At 65.7% G+C, this 16,943-nt stretch carries 15 protein-coding genes and 1 rRNA gene; 5 read left to right on the top strand and 11 right to left on the bottom strand.

Going from position 1 to position 16,943, the window contains the following annotated elements:
* Positions 1 to 222: 222 nt before the first annotated feature.
* Both D7D52_RS18435 and D7D52_RS18425 read right to left on the bottom strand, forming a co-directional pair.
* Positions 223 to 456, bottom strand: a complete 234-nt coding sequence (locus D7D52_RS18435) for a hypothetical protein (protein ID WP_120738077.1) — start codon at positions 454 to 456, stop codon at positions 223 to 225.
* 181 nt (positions 457 to 637) lie between these two features.
* Positions 638 to 1,135, bottom strand: coding sequence for an SUKH-3 domain-containing protein (locus tag D7D52_RS18425; RefSeq protein ID WP_162958396.1), 498 nt, complete (start codon positions 1,133 to 1,135; stop codon positions 638 to 640).
* Between the two features lie 402 nt (positions 1,136 to 1,537).
* Here D7D52_RS18425 and D7D52_RS40350 point away from each other — a divergent pair, with 402 nt between their 5' ends.
* From D7D52_RS40350 to D7D52_RS37840, 3 genes are all read left to right on the top strand, one after another.
* Positions 1,538 to 1,951, top strand: coding sequence for a 3'-5' exonuclease (locus D7D52_RS40350; RefSeq protein WP_120738073.1), 414 nt, complete (start codon positions 1,538 to 1,540; stop codon positions 1,949 to 1,951).
* A 157-nt stretch (positions 1,952 to 2,108) separates the two neighbouring features.
* Entirely contained in the window at positions 2,109 to 5,516 is a 3,408-nt protein-coding gene (locus D7D52_RS18415; protein WP_120738071.1) for a DEAD/DEAH box helicase, read from the top strand.
* 15 nt (positions 5,517 to 5,531) lie between these two features.
* Positions 5,532 to 6,599: a hypothetical protein gene (locus D7D52_RS37840; RefSeq protein ID WP_162958395.1), complete on the top strand. Its 1,068-nt coding sequence runs from the start codon at positions 5,532 to 5,534 to the stop codon at positions 6,597 to 6,599.
* Here the strand turns inward: D7D52_RS37840 and D7D52_RS18410 are convergent.
* The 6 genes from D7D52_RS18410 to D7D52_RS18385 form a co-directional block, all read right to left on the bottom strand.
* Complete coding sequence (locus D7D52_RS18410; protein ID WP_162958394.1) at positions 6,560 to 7,762, bottom strand: hypothetical protein; 1,203 nt, start codon at positions 7,760 to 7,762, stop codon at positions 6,560 to 6,562. The two genes, D7D52_RS37840 and D7D52_RS18410, sit on opposite strands and share 40 nt — an antisense overlap.
* Before the next feature lie 16 nt (positions 7,763 to 7,778).
* Entirely contained in the window at positions 7,779 to 8,840 is a 1,062-nt protein-coding gene (locus D7D52_RS18405; RefSeq protein WP_162958393.1) for a WXG100-like domain-containing protein, read from the bottom strand.
* On the bottom strand, positions 8,837 to 9,124 hold the full coding sequence (locus D7D52_RS18400; protein ID WP_120738065.1) for a WXG100 family type VII secretion target: 288 nt from the start codon (positions 9,122 to 9,124) through the stop codon (positions 8,837 to 8,839). Before D7D52_RS18400 ends, D7D52_RS18405 begins: the two co-directional genes overlap by 4 nt.
* Positions 9,124 to 9,441, bottom strand: coding sequence for a WXG100 family type VII secretion target (locus tag D7D52_RS18395; protein WP_162958392.1), 318 nt, complete (start codon positions 9,439 to 9,441; stop codon positions 9,124 to 9,126). The genes D7D52_RS18400 and D7D52_RS18395 overlap by 1 nt, the downstream gene beginning before the upstream one ends.
* Positions 9,442 to 9,591: 150 nt before the next feature.
* Positions 9,592 to 9,708 (bottom strand): 5S ribosomal RNA (gene rrf / locus D7D52_RS18390).
* A gap of 125 nt (positions 9,709 to 9,833) precedes the next feature.
* The gene (locus D7D52_RS18385; RefSeq protein WP_120738061.1) at positions 9,834 to 11,021 is read right to left on the bottom strand and encodes a CaiB/BaiF CoA transferase family protein; all 1,188 of its coding nucleotides are present in this window, start codon (positions 11,019 to 11,021) and stop codon (positions 9,834 to 9,836) included.
* 139 nt (positions 11,022 to 11,160) lie between these two features.
* On the opposite strand from D7D52_RS18385, the gene D7D52_RS18380 reads away from it, so the two are divergent.
* On the top strand, positions 11,161 to 12,621 hold the full coding sequence (locus D7D52_RS18380) for a dihydroorotase (protein WP_120738059.1): 1,461 nt from the start codon (positions 11,161 to 11,163) through the stop codon (positions 12,619 to 12,621).
* 8 nt (positions 12,622 to 12,629) lie between these two features.
* Here D7D52_RS18380 and D7D52_RS18375 read toward each other — a convergent pair whose 3' ends face one another.
* From D7D52_RS18375 to D7D52_RS18365, 3 genes are read right to left on the bottom strand one after another with little or no spacing between them, the layout of a single operon-like run.
* Complete coding sequence (locus D7D52_RS18375; protein WP_120738057.1) at positions 12,630 to 13,253, bottom strand: carbonic anhydrase; 624 nt, start codon at positions 13,251 to 13,253, stop codon at positions 12,630 to 12,632.
* Positions 13,254 to 13,309: 56 nt separating this feature from the next.
* Entirely contained in the window at positions 13,310 to 15,019 is a 1,710-nt protein-coding gene (locus D7D52_RS18370) for a phytoene desaturase family protein (RefSeq protein ID WP_120738055.1), read from the bottom strand.
* Positions 15,000 to 15,617, bottom strand: a complete 618-nt coding sequence (locus tag D7D52_RS18365) for a TetR/AcrR family transcriptional regulator (protein WP_246023930.1) — start codon at positions 15,615 to 15,617, stop codon at positions 15,000 to 15,002. The genes D7D52_RS18370 and D7D52_RS18365 overlap by 20 nt, the downstream gene beginning before the upstream one ends.
* 307 nt (positions 15,618 to 15,924) lie before the next feature.
* Between D7D52_RS18365 and D7D52_RS18360 the strand changes: the two genes are divergently transcribed.
* Entirely contained in the window at positions 15,925 to 16,884 is a 960-nt protein-coding gene (locus D7D52_RS18360) for an alpha/beta hydrolase (protein WP_120738053.1), read from the top strand.
* Positions 16,885 to 16,943 lie beyond the last annotated feature (59 nt).

The raw sequence follows: 16,943 nt of genomic DNA, 5'->3' as shown, positions 1-16,943 counted from the left end.
CGCCCATGACCGGGCAAGTCCCGAAACTCCCGAATGCCCGAATCCCTCAAGCACACACCGAAGTTGATGAGATCACCTCAGTGGGCGACAGCGCAGGAGGCTCGGACCGACTGTCCTTACTGTTCCCGCAGCCGGCTAGAAAAACCGAGGACACGGCAGCCGCGAAAGCCACGGTGGCACCGAACCGTCGAGTGACCCTTCGTGAATGCGTGACACCCCTCATCACTTCGGCCCCTGATTCTTGGCGTTCGGCGCCTGAGCGCCCCCGGAAATCAGCTCATCAAGACTGTCTTTGTCGTACACCAGATTGGATCCGACGATACTTTGATACTGCTGGCGGTAGGTATTCAAATACGTGTCCAGCACCGCCTCGGATGGTGGCTCGTTGCTCGCGTCCGTGAAGGCCGATAGCTGGTCGCGGAAAGCCTGCGCGCCCGCACGCTGCGCGACCTCCACGCTCGGGTACTGGACGGTCTCGGGGATCGGCTGGGGTCCGACCGACCGGCGCCGGAATCCTAGAGCTTCTCTCCGAGAGCAAGCGCAATCGCGTCTGGGCCGCAACCGACGTACTCGCCGAGTTGGACGCACTGGGCGCGGCGATCGAACGACGCACCTCGAGCCAATAGAACCTCGCCCCTCAGGCGTGAACCGGTCGACGGGGTCGAGTGTAGTTGTAGGTGAGCAACGAAATCGGAGATCGATGCCGGCACACAGACAGATCCAGGGCCTGCGGGAAGGTGTTCCCCAGCAGCTGAAGGCCATGCGGACCGTCGGACACCACGCTGCCGTTATCCAGCACCAACAAAAACGCTGTGCCGGTGGAGTTCACCGCGAGCGGCGTCATCCGGTGACCGATCGCCAACTCCAAATCCGCATACCGCTCGTACATCCCGCTGCCCACGTCGATCGGATCGAAGAACAGCGTCTCGGCCGGCCGCTCGCTCCCGGGGATCTCCGGAATATGAAGAGCCAGGTTACCGAAGCCTTCGAGAATCGAAGCCGCGGAACGGGTCACCTGATAACCCTCCCCTTCGAGACTGTCGACCCACATCGCTATGTCGATCCGACGCGCGGGAGTCCACCCCGCTGCGGTGACCACCTGTGTCGTAATGGGATTCGGCCAGAAGAAGCGCATAGTGGATATTCGGTGCCCAGGTCCGCCGAGCATGTCTCGATTTGATCGAGATTCGAAGGCGGTCAGAGCGTGGACGCGCAGTGGCCCAAGCATCCACCCGAGCTGGCGAGCATCATCAACTGGTCTTTGGCCCGCCAATTGGCTACGGGAGCAGCTCGGGTAGGCAGCTCGGGAACGGATCATCGGGATGGCGCGTCTACCAACACATATGCCAACCCGTAGTCCAATGAAAGGACCCGACGTGTTCGGCCTTCCACCGTTCGACCACAGTCCGGTACCCGACGCCTCCTTGACCGCGTCCCACGCTCACAGGCTCATGCAGCCGGATGTCGATCCGAAATCCACGGCACGCCGCCGGAGCCGGCCGGCTTCGCCACCCAAGCCGCCGAGTTCGACCACATAGTGGATACAGTCCAATCCTGGATCAAGAACGGCGTTGCACCTGAGGAGATCGGCATCGCCACGCGCGCCAAATGGACTGCCGAGCAGATCGCGAAACGCCTTGAAGCCGAGGCGGTTCGCACTCATCTGCTGGCCCGGAAAAGCAAAGCCGAGCACAAAGTTTCGCTCGGAACCATGCACCGCATGAAGGGGCTGGAATTCCGCTGCATGGTTGTCGCCGGTGTGGACGACGACCATGTGCCGGTCGCTGCCGCCCTCACCCCGATCGAGGATGACCCCCATGCTCACGCGCTCGATCTGCAACGGGAACGATGCCTTCTCTTCGTCGCGTGCACCCGTGCTCGCGAGCAGCTGGTGATCACGTGGCACGGGCAACCGAGCCGGTTTCTCTCTGCAATCCAACGTCCAGTTTGAACTGACGATACCGGTCCTCCGGCATTACGCCCGAGGACCAATCGACCGATTACGACCACCGATCCCGTTCGATACCACCGTTTCTCATGATCACGCAGCCCCGGTGTCGTACCGTAGAAATGCTCCTGAGTGATCGGTATCGAACGGGGACGATGCGATGGGTGGGACCGAGCGTGCGCGGCAGCTGCTGCGATTCTGGCGGGCGATCGAGATGTTCAGCCCGCAGGAGATACCCAAGGTGGCCACTCGTGGATCTGGGCCGTTCGTCGTCGACGTCGGTGTGGCGGGGCCGGCGCCGTGGGAGGCCGAGCACCCGTTGTGGCGTGAGCATCCGTTGCCGCCGGGGAAGACGTGGCGTTTCACCGTTTACGGGGGTCTGTTTCAAATCGAACGTGTTCGAGACGAGTTGCTTCGCGCTTTCGGTCCTGAACAAGCCCAACCGGATGCCCGTCCGATCGGGACGACGGCGATGTTCGCGTTCATCCTCGACCAGCACGGGACCTTGGTGGAGGACTCACCGAAATTGTCGGCCTGCGCCTGGGCCGTGGGGCGGTTGCAGACCCCGGGTCCTGGAGACAAGAGCTGGCTGAACGGCTTCGACAAGGACGAACAAGAGTTAGTGTCCGGGCTGAACGAGCTCGCGTCACCGGGATTCGCGGAAGCGGTCTCCAAGCGGTTCGCTCTTATGAAGGCGACAGGCAGCCAAGGAAAGACCGCCGGACGGGAGGCATTGGCCAAGGGCCTCGGCACCGCGACGACCGCGGCTGCGGCAGCGGCCGTCGCGTCGGTCGCGGGACCGGTGGCCGGCGGCATGGTGGGTGCGACCGCAGGAACGTTCGTGGAGAAGATGGTTGCCAAGTCGGCTGCCGCCAAGAGCAAAGACGGCGACAAGGCGAGCGGACCGGCCACCTTCACCTTCACAGCCGAGAACCTGCACCAGTTCACCAGCGATTTGAGCGACGCGCTCGGAATCTCGAAGGCGTTGGATGCCGGCGGAGTCCGAGTCAAATGCGTTCAGGTGTCAGAGAAGCGCGCAACGGACGTGGATGCCGACTTCCTGAACAGCTTCATCGCACAGGACCTGGCCGACGTGGAGAAGGCAGTTGCCGACCGGGACATCGGACTCGCTTTACATCTGTACCTCTCTGATGACTGCGATTCCGCAAGGCGCGTCGATGTACGAGCGAACCCGTCCGCGATAGTCGCGGGCCTGAGTCCCAGCCTGATTCCGCCAGGTAGATGGCCGGGAGATACTCGTAGACCGCTGGTGCTCAGCCAGCAGTTCGCCGTCAACCAGCTGATGGCCGAATTATCGGAAGCAGCAGGGATATTCGCCGTCAACGGTCCGCCCGGAACCGGAAAGACGACCATGCTGCGAGACGCCCTCGCGGCGATCGTCGTGGAACGCGCGCTCCGGCTGGCCGAATACGACAGCCCCACTTCCGCTTTCACTCGCTTCCTCGGCAAAGTTCAAGTCGACAGATACCAGTTCAAAGTCCACGCCCCGAACCCCGACATCACCGGCTTCGAGGTCGTACTGGCCACCGCCAGCAATGATGCCGCCGCGAACGTCACCGCCGAGATACCCGCGGTCGCCGCGGTGCAGGGCGTCCTGAACGAAGCGCTCGCCGCAGGCTACTTCCCGGAACTCGCCACCCACATACTCGAGGGCGACGCGTGGGGGCTGATCGCCGCCGTGCTGGGCAATATGAAGAATCGTTCGGAGTTCTCACAGCGATTCTGGTGGGGGAAGGAAGGAATTGCCCAGGATCGGTCCGAGGCCGACGATGCTCCGGATCCCGCCGACGACGGGGTCGTCGGCATGCAGAAGATCTTGGCGCAGGCGGACGGCAATCCCGAGGAAGCCGAGGCGTGGCGATCGACGCGCGCCGCTTTCCGGAGCGCACTGGCGGAAGTCCGGCAACTCGCGAGCGAGCGGCAAGCCGTGGCCGATGATATAGCCGAGTTCAATAGATTGCGGACCGTCGTCGAGGACGTCTACCGAGACATCGAAATAGCTCAGCAGGAGCACGATCGTCGAAAGACAGAGCATGCCGCGGCGGAAGCCGAGAGGCAATCCGCGGACGCCGAGCTCCAATCCGCCCGTGCGGCGGTGGAGGAACATAATCGGGACAAGCCCGGATTCTGGATATCACTCTCGACGCTGTTCCGCGCCGGCCGCGAATGGAACGACGAGGCCAAAGTCCTTATCGCAGCGCGCAAATCCGCTGACCTGCGGTACACCGAATGCGCTGAAGCGGTCACTCGGGCAGCAGGAGCGTGGGCTGCTGCCGCCGCTGAGGGCCAACGCCTCATCGGCGTTCATTCCGCCGCGGTGCGGGACCTCGAGGCTGTCGGCACTCGAGCGGACCGAGCCTGCGAACGATGGCCCGGCACAGTTCCTTTCGGCAGTGTGCTCGACGACGAACGCCGCTTCCAACTCTGCAATGCTTGGGCTGACGAAGAGTTCACCCAGGCGAGACACCGGCTGTTCCTCGAGGCGCTGCGCCTGCACCGCGCATTCGCTCTCGCGGCCGCATCACGACTCCGTGGAAACCTGGCAGTACTGTCCGCATTGCTGCGCGGCCCGCTCGATCCCAAACCCAGCACCGAAGTACTCACTGCGGTATGGCAATCCCTGTTCCTGCTCGTCCCGATGGTATCGACGACATTCGCCTCCCTGCCCCGCCTGTTCGCGGGCCTGGGAAGAGAAACCTTCGGCTGGCTGTTCATCGATGAGGCCGGGCAGGCGACTCCTCAGCAGGCCGTAGGCGGACTCTGGCGGGCGCGGCGCGCGGTCATCGTCGGCGACCCTCAGCAACTCGAGCCGATTGTGACGCTGCCGCTCCCCGCGCAACGCGCGTTGCTCGAACACTATCGGGTACCTGAGCAGTGGACACCCGACTTCACCTCTACCCAGCGAGTCGCCGATCGCCTGGCGCGATACGGAACGAACTTGCCCGATCCGCAGGGTGGTGAGTCCGCGTGGGTGGGCGCACCGCTGCGCGTTCACCGCCGCTGCGACCGGCCGATGTTCGCGATATCCAACGCCATCGCCTACGGCGGCGACCTCATGGTTTACGGCACTCCAGCACGCGGGGAATTCCCCGGCGAAAACGCGTGGTTCGACATCCGGTCCGGCGTATCCGAGGGCAACTGGGTTCCCGCGGAAGGTGACAGGCTCGCCGAGCTGCTGGACTGGTTGGTCGATGGAATCGGTCTGCCACCCAATTCAATTCGCGTGATCAGTCCCTTTCGTGATGTCGTGAGGGGATCCAAGGTGATTGCCGCCAGGACTATCGATGGGGATTTCGCCCGCGGCAACGTCGGTACGGTTCACACCGTCCAGGGTCAGGAGTCCGATGTGGTGATTCTCGTCCTCGGTACACCCGCGGAGCGAGCTGGTGCCAGGCGATGGGCCGCGTCGACCCCGAACCTGCTGAATGTCGCGGTGTCGCGCGCGAAACGGCGTCTGTACGTCATCGGAAATCACGAATCCTGGAGTGAACAGCGCTTTTTCAATGTGCTGGCCGCAACGCTCCCACGTACCTCGGATGGCAGGTGAAAGGCGCGTCCAACGATGGGATGGATCGCACGACGCCGCAGGCGGCGCGACGCACGAGCCGCGCAGGAGCTCGCCGCGTTTCAATCGTTGGCCGCGGTCAACGGTGCGGCGATCATCGCCGTCGACTCCGTGTATCAGGTCGGCCGCCGCGGCAGCAAAGCGCGGGTTCGCGCCAATGGCTTACCGTTTCAACGGGATGCGTGGTTCTGGTGGACTCGCGTTCGTCCCGGAACCCTGGCCGCCGTCTACATGAGTGAGGGTTGGGGATCACACACCGGCCGCGAGGACGTCCTCTACATCGGAACCCGGTCAGCGCCCGGTGTTCTGGCAGTCCTCGACGGACGTACCTGTGCCCGCGCGGCCCGGCACGCATCCACCTCGGGGCTGCCCGTTGCCGCAACGCCCGTGCTGAACCAGCCGCCCCAGCCCCTCAGCGCTGGCAGGATCGCTCGAAGAACCATCCTGATCACGGTGCTCACCTGTATGGCGCCGCTATCCCTCTTCTACTGCGTCGGCCGAAGCGAAGAATTGCGAAGCGATAAGGACCTGGACTCCGCATTCGCGTCGACGTGTTCGTATTCGGCCGGCACATCGAAAGCCCATGCGCTGACTGACTCCGGGCCGCGCCCAATCTATCTCATCGAAAACACCACCATCCAACGCGCGAGCACCAGCATCCGAGATCAATTGGCCACCGACAGCGCCGACACGCAGACGTGGCGACCGTCCCGAGTCAGTGCGGTGCAACTGATTGTTTGTGTCTCGGGTCTTGGGGACGGAGACTTCGTCAAAAAGATCACCTGCCAACCGAACGGCACCGGCCAGAACACAAGGCAACTCGATCTGCGAAACGGCAAGTACCGCATTGCCGTTCACGAGGCACGTACAGGTCGCCAGATCGCGAGTACCGACATCGATGGTGAGTCGTTCCCGCTCGATGCACTGAATGACGACACCACGCGACTGTGCGGGACGAATCCGGCGACCGTGGACCCCTACCGACGAGGGGTGGTGCTCAGCGCCTTGTCCGCGGCTCAGATCCATCAGCTTGTGGACGTCTTCGTCACAGGTCCGAAACCCTGACTCCGGTCCGGGGCTCCGCAGAGAGCCGGGGGGATCGATCGAGGCAGGCTCCGTCCAACAAGCGAGGTTATTCGGCGGGCATGTGGTATTCGATCTGGTTGTCGTCGATTTGAATTCCGCGGCGGCGGAGGCTGTCGAGGACCTGGCGGGTGAAGCGGCGGGGTGGGCGGTAGTGGGGTGCTGTGGTCGGAGATCAACAGGATTCGGCCGTTCTCGGCGGCGATTTCACCGGCGGCGGCTACTGGTGAACCGGCGAGGAGGCTGGAGTGGTGGAACCGGCCGAGCACGTGGTCCGGGGAGGAGTAGATGTCACCGTTCTCGTCCATGACGAAAATCGCGCGGCCACCTTGGGGAGTCCAGAGGGTACGGGCGGTGGTGGTGTCGAAGAGATTGCCTCGACTGTCGTACAGGAGACCGTTCTCGACGGTCAGCTTGTATGGGCTTCGTTCGGCGGCAGCCAGGTAGCGCACATGTGTGCCGTTCCAGCGATCGTTGCCGGGAATGTGCTCGCCGACAAACTCGGGGCGCAAGGGAATTACTTCGTAGAGTGTGGTCGCCGTTTCGGCCGGAGCGAGGACGGTCACCTTGACGGGGTCGAGTCCCGAGACCGACAGCAGTTCCTGGACGATGCTGGAAGCGTCGAGTTTCTCTCCCCGCGCGACCAACTCGGTCGCGGCACGGTCACCCCAACCAGGCCAGAGGAAGCCCACCTCGGCACCGGACTTCAGATGAAGGAGCAGAACCTCCCGGTTGTACCCGGTGGGCTTCCTGAACATCTTTCCGAGTAAAGGTTGAATGTCTGTCCAGGACAGGTCGATTCGCGCGATCGGGTCGAGACCTATGAATTCGGCCCATCTGTCGAGTGGGATCTCCCGGTAGGGCCGGACAGGCCAGGGCCGCATGTCGTCGAGCTCACCGACGATTCGGGTAAGGAAGCTACGCTTGTCGGCTTCGGAGAAGTTCGCCTGCACGACAGGATCGAGATCCTCACCCGAGTCGAGTCCTTCGACCAGAGCGCGGTATTCGTCTTCGACCGTGAGGTCCCATAGTGGTTGGTGCACAAGCGATCCGGAGATGCGACGAACCTCGTCGTCACCGAGCGCATCAGCGAACTGCACCTTGTAGAGCACGGCGTTGACCACGCCGCGCCAAGTGTCGCTCATTCCGTTCCCTCTCATACTACTTCGGCGCCCGCAGGGCGATCTGCGACGAATCGATTGTCAGGCCTTCACTTCTCAGCTGTTCGATGACCTGGTTAGAGAACATCTGAGCGGCTGCTTCCTGAACCCACTTGGCGACCTTCGCCGACAAGGCGCTGACACGCTCCACGAGCGTGCCGACCACTTTCGCGGATTCCTTTGCCTTGGTGGCCAAATCGGCGATGATCGAAGCGATGCGGCGTGCCTTCACTCCGATTCGCGCGACCCATGCCGCGTTGCCGATGTACTCGGACAAGCCCGCGGTGATCGGCGCGAGAACCGCGAATCCGACCTCGACGGCAGCCGTTTCGATCCCGAGCTCCTTGAGCTCCTCCAGGATCTGATGGTGGGCTTCGTCCAGATGATGGGCATAGTCACCGCACGCGGTGCCGATCAGTGAGCTGATGTCTCCGAGGTCGTTCAGATCGGATTGCCGCGACTCCGCTGCGGCGATCGCCGCCGGAATCTCTTCGGACTGCTGGTTGCCGAGCAAGTCGATGGCCTGCGGCACGGTGCCGGCCATGGTGTGAAAGTTCGAAGCGGCAGTGGACCAGGCGGCCTCGGCGGCACGAAGCTCGTCCTGATGACCGTTCGGCCATACGGCGCCCACGGCATCCTTGATGATCGACCAGCCGAACGGCTCGGGAATACCATCGCCTGCGGCGGATGGAGCCTGGTCGACCAGGCAAGGTGCCGGCATCGAGGACGGCGGGGCAGGTGGCTGAACGTCGTTGTGGTTCGCGGCGGACTCGCCGGCCTGGTGGTTGAAGGCGCCGACCACTATCAGGTCCCGGACTTGTGCCGCGGCGGCGGTCAATTGGGCTGATGCCTGCAACGCCGAACTCACGGCCTTGTCGTAGGCGTCAGCCCACTCCTGACCGATACTGTCGCTCCCCGCCATACCGGCATTCGCTTGCAACACCCCGAGTAGCGCGGTGTGCGTGTCGGCGGCGTCTGTCCCGATACTTCCGAAAACCTCACCGGCAGAGGTGTACTCGCCGGCCCTGCACACGATCAATGGAACCGTTGGCGGCGGGCTCATGGCCACATCGCCGAGTTGGTCGTACCCACCGTCCCATATGCGGAATGTGCCGCCGACAGCTTCTCGCCGAGGATGCGCAAGGCTTCTCGCATCACTCCGACTGCCGCTACACGCTCATCGTGAGCGGCTCGGTGCGCGGATGCGGCCTCGCCGGCCCAACCCAGGTGCAACTCGTCCACACGCGACTCGATCTCGGCCACCCGGCTCTCGATCGTGGCCTCCAATGTGGCTGCCCCATCGATCAGCTGCTGCAACCCGCCCAAATCAACGCGATAGTCCCCCATTACACCACCTCGGGCAAGTCGAGGCTCGATCCGACCTGATGGATCGTCGCCGCACGGCGCTGGTCGGTCTGGGCGTGCTCATCGGCTACGCGCCGAAGCAGCCCTGAATCGGTCTGAAAAGACGTCAAGATGCGATGTGCTGCGTCCTCCCAGTCGGCCCAAGGGGTCTCATGCGATGTGGCCGCAGCGCCCTGCCAGTCGCCCCCCAGGAACGAGCGGACCAGGCGCATATGCGCGTTCACCTCGTCCACGAGGTCCTGCGCCGCACGATCGATCCAGTCCGCCGTCGCGTGAACTTCGGCCGGATCGATTCTCATTACTCCCGCCATCCGTAGGAGGCTACTAGTTGAGTTAGCTGGCGGTACGCCAGACCTCAACTTCGCGCACCAAAGGACGATTCCGTCTGAACGCCGCGCCCGGAAACGCAGAAACCCCCTGACCGGTGTCAGGGGGTTTCGCGAATGATGTTCCGGCGGTGTCCTACTCTCCCACACCCTGTCGAGTGCAGTACCATCGGCGCAGGTGGCCTTAGCTTCCGGGTTCGGAATGGGACCGGGCGTTTCCCCACCGCTATAGCCGCCGTAACCACCCTCGGCCGCGCCTGGATGCGCATCATCTGGGCCTGCTGGCGCACCAAAATCGCCTACAACCCCACCCGGCACGAGCCCGAAAAACAGCCAATCGCCGCATAGGGGTTGACTCAGGAAACTCATCGCACCACCCCCGCCTTGCGCAGCCGGGCCAAGCTCAGCTCGTCGACATCGTAGCCGCGCAGCACCTCCTCGGTGTGCGCGCCCAAAGGCGGCCCGCTCCAGCGGATTTCACCCGGCGTCTCGGACAGGCGGAACAGCACGTTCTGCATGCGCAGCGGGCCGAGTTCGGCGTCCTCGACGGTGGTGATCGTCTCCAAGGCGTGGAACTGGGGGTCGGCGAGGATGTCGGCGGCGGTGTAGATCGGCGCCACCGCCGCCTCCGCCTTCTCGAACGCGGTCACCACCTCGTCGGTGTCGCGCTGGGAAATCCATTCGCCCACCGCCGCATCCAGCTCGTCGGCGTGCGCGGCGCGCCCGGAACCGGTGGCGAACCAGGGTTCGGTGAGGAACTCCGGCCGCCCTACCAGCCGCATCACCCGTTCGGCGATCGACTGCGCGCTCGTCGAGACCGCGACCCAGCGGCCGTCGGCGGTCCGGTAGGTATTGCGCGGCGCGTTGTTGACCGACCGGTTGCCGGTGCGGGCCGGCAGCTGACCGAGCTGGTCGTAGGCCAGAATGTGCGGGCCGAGCAGGGTCAGGATCGGCTCCACGATGGCCAGATCGATCTGCTGGCCCTGCCCGTCGCGCTCGCGGGCCCGCAGCGCGGTCATGATGGCGAAAGCCGTGGTGAGCGCGGCGATTCCGTCGGCCAGCCCGAACGGCGGCAGCGTCGGCGGGCCGTCGGGCTCGCCGGTCATGGCCGCGAAACCGCTCATGGCCTCGGCGAGGGTGCCGAACCCGGGACGATGCGCGTAGGGCCCGGTCTGGCCGAAACCGGTGACCCGTGCCAGCACCAGGCCCGGATTGTGCTGCCGCAGTGTGGCATAGCTCAGCCCCCAGCGTTCCAGGGTGCCGGGCCGGAAGTTCTCGATCACCACGTCGGCATCGGCGGCCATGCGCCGGAACAGCTCCTGCCCCTCGGGCGACCCCAGATACAGCGTCACCGATTTCTTGTTGCGGCCCAGCATCTTCCACCACAGCCCCACGCCGTCACGCTGCGCGCCGTGGGTGCGCACCGGATCCCCCGCCGGATGCTCGATCTTGATCACCTCCGCCCCGAAGTCGGCCAGCATGGTCGCGGCCAGGGGACCGGCGAACAGGGTCGCCGCATCCAGGACGCGGATTCCCGTGAGTGGACCCGACATTGCCGAACTCCTAACCCCCCGCATCTGTTTCCCAGAACGAAACACGAGCGGATCCTGATGTCATTGACTGCCTGCGGATACTACTGCCATTATCGCCATGTTGGTAAGACTGTTTCGCACAAGGAAACTGGAGGGGATAGTGGCGGAGATCGATCTGCTGATCCGCGACGCCCGGGTCGTCCGCCCGGGCGCCGGGGCGGCGGCTGTGCCCGAACCACTCGATATCGCGGTGCGCGACGGCGTCATCACCCGCATCGCCGCCGATGTCCCGGCCGCCGAGGCCGCGGAAGTGGTGGATGCCGGTGGCCTGCTGGCCTTTCCGGGTGTGATCGACGCGCACCAGCACTGGGGCATCTACTCGGATCTGGCCTCCGACACCGAGACCGAGAGCCGCGCCTGCGCCCAGGGCGGGGTCACCACGTCGCTGAGCTACCTGCGCACCGGCCGCTACTACCTCGACCGCGGCGGCCCGTACCGCGAGTTCGTGCCCGAGGCCCTCGCGCGCATGGACGGGCGCTCCTATGTCGACCACGCGCTGCACCTGGCCCCCATGACCCGCGAGCACATCGACGAAATCCCGTCCCTGATCGAGGAATTCGGCATCACCTCGTTCAAGGTGTTCATGTTCTACGGCGGCCACGGCCTGCACGGACGCTCCGCGGAGCAGGGCGAGTTCCTCATGCTGCCGCCGGGGGAGCGCTACGATCTGGCGCATTTCGAATTCGTCATGCGCGGCCTGCGGCGGGCGCGCGAACGCTACGGCGATATCGTCACGCTGTCACTGCACTGCGAGACCGCCGAGATCATGGCCGCCTACACCGAACTGGTGGAACGCGACGGCACGCTCACCGGGCTGCGGGCCTACAGCGCCTCGCGCCCACCGCATTCGGAGGGCCTGGCCATCACCATGGCCTCCTATCTCGCCCACGAGACCGAATTCCCCGCGATCAACCTGCTGCACCTGTCGTCGGCCAAGGCGGTCGACGCGGCCCTGCGCATGGCGAAAGCCTTCCCGCACATCGATTTCCGTCGCGAGGTCACCATCGGACATCTGCTCGCCGACGTTGACACCGCCCACGGCATCGGCGGCAAGGTCAATCCGCCGCTGCGCGAGCGCGCCGATGTGGAGGCGCTGTGGCAGCACCTGCTCGCCGGTGAGATCGACTGGGTGGTCAGCGATCACGCCTGCTGCCGCGACGAGCAGAAGTTCGGCGCCGACCGCGACGATGTCTTCCTCGCCAAATCCGGTTTCGGCGGCGCGGAGTACCTGCTGCCCGGCCTGGTCGGCGAGGGCCTGAAGCGCGGGCTGTCGCTCGCGCGCATCGCCGAGCTCACCGCCGCCGCCCCGGCGCGCCGCTACGGGCTGACCCGCAAGGGCGAGCTGGCCGCGGGCTTCGACGCCGACATCGCCCTCGTCGACCCGGACGCCCGCTGGACGGTGCGCGCCGCCGACTCCGAATCGGCGCAGGAATACACCCCTTTCGAGGGCTTCGAGATGAGCGCCCGCGTCACCGATGTGTTCCTGCGCGGCCGTCGCATCGTGCGCGACGGCGCGGTCACCGGCGCACCCACCGGACGTTATGTGCGCCGGTTCCCGTGAGCGCCGCCCTACTCGAGCTCGCCGATATTGCCGATCACCCGGTTGAGCTTGGCCTTGCCGTCCTCGAGGGTGTAGGTGACGCAGGCGATGGCGCATTCGCCCGCGGCGATGCGGGCCGCGATGATCTGCGAGCGCTGTTGCAGCAACTGCGCGGTCTCGGCGACGTGGCGGGCCTCCAGCTCGTCGATCGAGGTGAGGCCTTCGCGCCGGCCCAGCAGAATCGAGGGCGTCACGCGCTCGACCAGGCTGCGAATGAATCCGCCCGGTACCGCACCGGAATCCAGAGCGTCGATGGTGGCGCGGACCGCACCGCAGCTGTCGTGCCCGAGCACCACGATCAACGGGACATTGAGCACCTCGACCCCGTATTCGATGGAACCGAGCACGCTGGCATCGATCACGTGCCCGGCGGTGCGCACCACGAACATGTCACCGAGACCCTGATCGAAGATGATCTCGGCGGCCACCCGGGAATCCCCGCAGCCGAACAGAATCGCCGACGGCGCCTGCCCCGACGCCAGCTTCGCCCGATCGGCGGCACCCTGGTTCGGGTGCCGCAGCGTGCCCTCGACGAAGCGGTCGTTGCCCTCGCGGAGGGCCTTCCATGCGGAGACGGGAGTCAGATCAGTCATAAACCCCATTTTGCACATGTCATCCCGAGCCGCCGACACGCCACCGTCCGGACGGGCTATCCGGCGGGGGTGAAGCGCTGATGCTCGGGGCCGCCGACCTCCATGAGCGGGTCCCAATCGGCCGCGATGGCCGGCAGCGCGGACCGATCGCCGAAGGTGGCGCCACGGCGAATCTCCGCGCCCAGAGCGCGGCCCAGCACCGCCCCGGCCGCCCCGACGCCCGAGGCCATCGCGCCCTCGACGCCGGGACCCCAGGAGTTGCTGGCCCCGGCCAGGAACAAGCCCTTGATCCGGGTGCGCGGGCTGGGCCGCAGCGGCCCGAACTGATGCCAGGACAGGTCGATGCCGTAGGCGACCCCGTCGTTGGAGTAGGTGTAGCGCTCCTGGGTGATCGGGGTCCCGGCCTCCTGCCACACGATATGGTCGCGCAGCCCGGGGATGACCGCGGCGGCTCGATCGATGAGCAGCTCGGTCACCTCCTCCTTGCGCTTCAGATATGTCGCCTCGCGGCGGTAGCGGCCGCCGTCGTAGGGCCCGGTCTCGATGCCCCAGAACCGGTAGTCGGCCGGCGCGGCCGACATCACCTCCAGATTGGTGTAGCCCGCGGGCGCGATCCGCCGGCATTCCGGATCCTTGACCGATTGCACCGAGACGAAACCCGGTGTCCTGGCGTACAACTCGCCGATCTGGTCCTCGTTCAGCGTGCCCGCGCGCTCGGCCAGATCGAAGGCCTTCTCCGACGGCTCCAGCACGGGATAGCTGAAGTAGTTGGTGATCGGCATCTGCCCGCGCAGATCCATGTCCAGTGCGAGATAGACGTTGAACAGCGGCAACGACATCCGGTACGAGTTCACCCGGGTGACCGCCCACCACGGCAGCTTGTCGCGGCCCACCAGGTCGAGGAAGGTGCGTTTGATGTCGGCGTTGGAGACCACCACATCGGCGTCGATGCGCTCGCCGTCGGCGAGTTCGACACCGGTCACCCGGCCGTGCTCGACCAGGATGCGCCGCACCCGGGCGTCGGTGCGCCAGTCGCCGCCGTGCGCGCGCACCACCGACGCGAGATGCGCGGCGAAGACCTGGCCGCCGCCCGCCGGGAACCAGCCGCCGTCGCGAATGTAGTTGTGCAGGAACACCGCGTGCACCATGGTCGCCGCGCGATGCGGCGGCGACAGATACGACGCCTGCGACGACAGCACCGAGCGCGCGCCGTTGCTCAGCCGGCAGGCGTCGAGCAGCGTGCCCAGCGGCAGCATCGCCCACGCCGCCGCGGGACCCGCCTTGGCGACGAGTTTCGCCATGCCGGTGAGACTGTCGGGCGTGGTGATGCGATCGGTGGCCTCGCCCAGGGCGCGCAGCACGCCGATGAACCGGCGCAGCCCGTCGGCGTCCTGTGGAAAGGCCGCGATCAGGTTGGCCAGGTAGGCATCCCAGCCGCGCGGCACCTTCACCGTCACCTCGGGGTAGACGATGGTGTCGAATCCGTCGGGGTCCATGGGCAGGAACTCGACGCGGTCGTCGATGCCGACCCCGCGCAGCATGGTCGGGATGGCCCCCTCGGGACCGCAGTCGCCCAGATAATGCACGCCCACTTCGAATTCGAACTGTTTGCGGCGGAACACGTGGGTGCAGCCGCCCAGGACCTCACCGGCCTCGAGGACCAGGGTGCGCTTGCCGTTGGCGGCCAGATAGGCGGCGGCGGTCAGCCCGCCCATTCCGCTGCCGACGACGATGGCGTCCCAGCGCTTACCGGGGGAGTGGCTCATGTGAATTTCCTTGGGGTCGTGACGATTCGCCGGTCAGGGTGGCTACCCAGGCGGTGAGTTCGGTCGCTACGGCGTCGAGTGGTTCGGTGCTGCGTTTGGCCTTGGCCAGCAGCAGGGCGCCCTCGATGGCCGAGAGCGCCATGGCCGCGACCGAGCGGGCGCGGTCCATGTCCAGCCCGTGCTGCCACAGGGCCGAGGCGATGGTCTGTTCCCAGGCGGTGAACGCCTCGCCGGCGACGTGGCGGGCCTCGGGGGTGTCGCCGCCTTCGAGGGCCGCGGCCGCGACCGGGCAGCCGGCGCGAAAGTCGGTGGCGGCCAGCTGTTCTCGGAACAGGTCCACGACCAGGCGCAAGGTGGCGGCGGGATCGCCCTGGGCCAGGCTGCCGCTGATCATCGAGCCCATCAGCGTGCCCGCGCGCCGGGTCGCCTCCTGCGCCAATTGTGCTTTGCCGCCGGGGAAGTGGTGATAGATCGAACCGCGCGGGGCTCGGGCGTGCGCGATCACGTCGCCCAGCGAGGTGGCGTCGACCCCGCGTTCCCGGAACAGCAGCACCGCGCTGGTGAGCATCTGCTCGCGCGCATCGGACCGTCGTCCCACTGCCCCACACTCCTCGCGTTGGTCGTTCGAAACTATGACGAGGAGCATAGATGTGACAGCGAGTCACGGCAACCCAGGTGACGAAAGGCGGCTCATATTCCCTGTTCGACAGCCATCTGACGCTGAGGGTTGTCACGTTCGTGCGAACTTTCTATGCCATCCGGCATACATAGATTCCGGTCGCGATTCGCTCCGGCGAGTCGGGCGGACGCGCCGAGAGGCCCCTTGACTGGCGCGCGGCGGCGGGCGCACAGTGTCGCCCCATAATGTGAAACGCTGTTCCCCACAGCGAGACGAAGGAGTCCCGTTGCCCATCCGACGACTGCTCACCCTGGCCGCCGCCCTCGGCTTCTGTTTCGTGCTACCGACCCCCGCCGCGCACGCCGCGACGGTCACCAAGGTCTCGAATCAGGTCGATATCCGTTGCGCCTTCACGACTTTGCACCAGAGCAGTGACTGGTATTTCCCCGCCGGCACGCCGACCGGACTGCTGTGGCTGCAGCACGGTTTCTCGAGCGCCAACGATTCGGTGGCCGACACCGCGCAGAAGTTCGCCGAACGCGGCTTCCTGGTCTTCGCCCCCACCCTCCCGACCGCCAACGCCCTGGGCTGCACCCTCGAAAACCTGGGCAACAACACCGATTTCCTCGACAATGTCGCCGATCTGTTCGGCAAGTCCGCCGATCCGGGGGACAAGCTGGGCCGCAGTTTCGCCGACGCCAAGACCAAGGCCGGGCGCACCGACGTCGCCATGCCCACGACCATGGTGTTCGCGGGGCACTCGGCCGGCGGTGAGGCGGTGCCGTACGTGACCCAGCAGCTGCGCTCGAAGTATCCGTCCGTCTTCGCCGGGGTGCGCGGACTGGTGCTGTTCGATCCGGTCAAGAGCTTCATCGGCAACAACCTCAGCAGCTCGATGAACCATCTGCGCAATGCCGCACTGCCGGTGCTGCTCATCTCCGCGCCGCCCTACAGCTGCAACCGCAACGGCAGCGGCACCGACACCGTGCTGCAGTACACCTCCGGGCTGCCGTTCCGCGGGGTGCGGCTGACCACCGGCGCGCACATCGACGTCGAGGCCGGCAGCGCCCCCGACCCGGACAAGATCGCCTGCGGCACACCGCAGGATCGCAATGTCTCGGCCCTGCAGACCCTGGCCACCGCCTGGGCGAGCGATTTCGTCAGTGGCGCCAAGACCGCCGACGACTACCCCGGCGGCGCCTACTACGAGGGCCTGCGCACCTCGGGCGTGCTCAGCACGCTGTAGGCGCCGAAGCGGTTGGCCGCCACGCTGATTGACAGTAATGGTGACGGATGTTACTTATT

Origin of the sequence: Nocardia yunnanensis (assembly GCF_003626895.1) — a bacterium.
Taxonomy (GTDB): domain Bacteria; phylum Actinomycetota; class Actinomycetes; order Mycobacteriales; family Mycobacteriaceae; genus Nocardia; species Nocardia yunnanensis.
This window is presented reverse-complemented; position numbering and strand designations above follow the sequence as displayed.